This window comes from Novosphingobium sp. TCA1, from assembly GCF_009811895.1.
GTDB lineage: Bacteria > Pseudomonadota > Alphaproteobacteria > Sphingomonadales > Sphingomonadaceae > Novosphingobium > Novosphingobium panipatense_A.
Map to the genome: position 1 here is coordinate 1 of NZ_BLJH01000107.1, position 1,651 is coordinate 1,651.

Annotated in this window: 1 protein-coding gene; it reads left to right on the plus strand. The window is 65.4% G+C overall.

Features of this window, described 5'->3' with window-relative positions:
• Positions 1-108: 108 nt before the first annotated feature.
• Entirely contained in the window at positions 109-1,479 is a 1,371-nt protein-coding gene (locus tag NTCA1_RS28245; protein ID WP_086494366.1) for an IS1380 family transposase, read from the plus strand.
• Positions 1,480-1,651 lie beyond the last annotated feature (172 nt).

The window sequence follows — 1,651 nt, forward strand, 5'->3', positions numbered from 1 at the left end:
CCCGGCTTATTCATCGGGCTTGGTCAGAAGGGTTGGCGGGAGTGGTGTAAGCGATTGCTTTGGTGTAGGAAAATGGGTGCCTAGACCAGTCCTGCAGCGAGGCAATTTATGCCACGGGCCACACCCGCCGGGAGCGATGATAGCGCGCCGGGATTTTCGTTTCCAGCGATCGGGCGCAAGAAAATCACAGCCGCGTTCGACGGAGGTCGGCTCACCTCGGATGGCGGTGTTCTGCTGCTGGCACAGGCCGAGCGCGCGATGGGGCTTTGCCGGCGGCTTGCGGCTTGCATTGCCGATCCGCGGGACCCTGTGCGGGTGATCCATCGCCTTGATGACATTCTGCGTGCCCGCGTGTTCGCGATCGCGTGCGGCTACGAGGACGCCGATGATCTGGACGCTCTGCGTGACGATCCGGGCTTCCGCCTGGCGCTGGACAAGCTGCCGGGATCGGGCGCGGGGCTGGCCAGCCAACCGACGATGAGCCGGTGGGAAAATGCGCCGACCACACGCGAGCTGGCCAGGATGATGGCCGCGATGATCGACATCTACTGCATCAGCTACCCCGCCGCGCCGGCGGCGGTAACGCTGGATATCGATGACACCTGTGACGTTGTTCATGGCTATCAGCAGCTCTCCTTCTGGAACGGGCATCATGGCGAGCGCTGCTTCCTGCCGATCCATGTCTACGACACTGCCACCGGCCGACCGGTGGCGATGCTACTGCGCACCGGCAAGACACCGTCGGGCGCCGAAGCTGCCGGCCACATCCGGCGCCTGGTGCGCCATCTGCGCCGGCACTGGCCCGAAACGCACATCACCATCCGCGGCGACGGGCACTATGGCCGGCCCGAGGTCATGGCCTTCTGCGAGGCGGCCGGCGTCGATTACGTGTTCGGCCTGCCAACCAACGCCGCGCTGCGTGCTGATCCCGAAATCGTCGCTGCCGCCGATGCCTGCGCGGTTAAGCGGGCTCAGCGCCAATATCCGGTCCTGCGCAACTATGCCGAGACCCGCTACGGCGCGAAGAGCTGGAAGTGCCAGCGCCGCGTCGTCGCCCGGATCGAGGCCAGCACGCTGGGCATGGACATCCGCTATGTCGTCACCTCGCTGGCCGAAGGTTCGGCTGAGCATATCTACGACACCCTCTACTGCGCTCGCGGCAACGCCGAGAACCTGATCAAGCGGCACAAGACCCAGCTTGCCAGCGATCGTACCTCGTGCCGATCTGCCAACGCCAACCAGACGCGCATCATCCTGCACACCGCTGCCTACTGGCTCGTGTGGCGCATCCAGCAGGAAATCCCGAAGGCTGCCGCGCTCGCCACCGCCGAGTTCGCAACGCTGCGCCTGCGGTTGCTCAAGGTCGCCGCCCGCGTCATCGAAACCGCTACGCGCATCCGCGTCGCCTTCGCGTCAGCCTGCCCCGATGCCAGCCTGTTCAGAACCATTGCCACCGGCCTCCGGCCGGCACCCACATAACCAGCGCGGCAGTGCCGCCGAAAGCCCGAGCCCTCGTCCTTCAACCTCGAAAAGCCCATCGATCCTGACGCGGTGAAAAAGCCCGCCGGAGGAGCTTGCTCTGATCACCCGGCGACCGACAAACCATGCTCGGACCAACCCGGAGCGGAGGCCTCATGAATAGTGCGGGTTA

Excerpts from the sequence above, each read along its gene's own strand:
- NTCA1_RS28245 (WP_086494366.1), top strand. The coding sequence starts at position 109 with ATGCCACGGGCCACACCCGCCGGGAGCGATGATAGCGCGCCGGGATTT.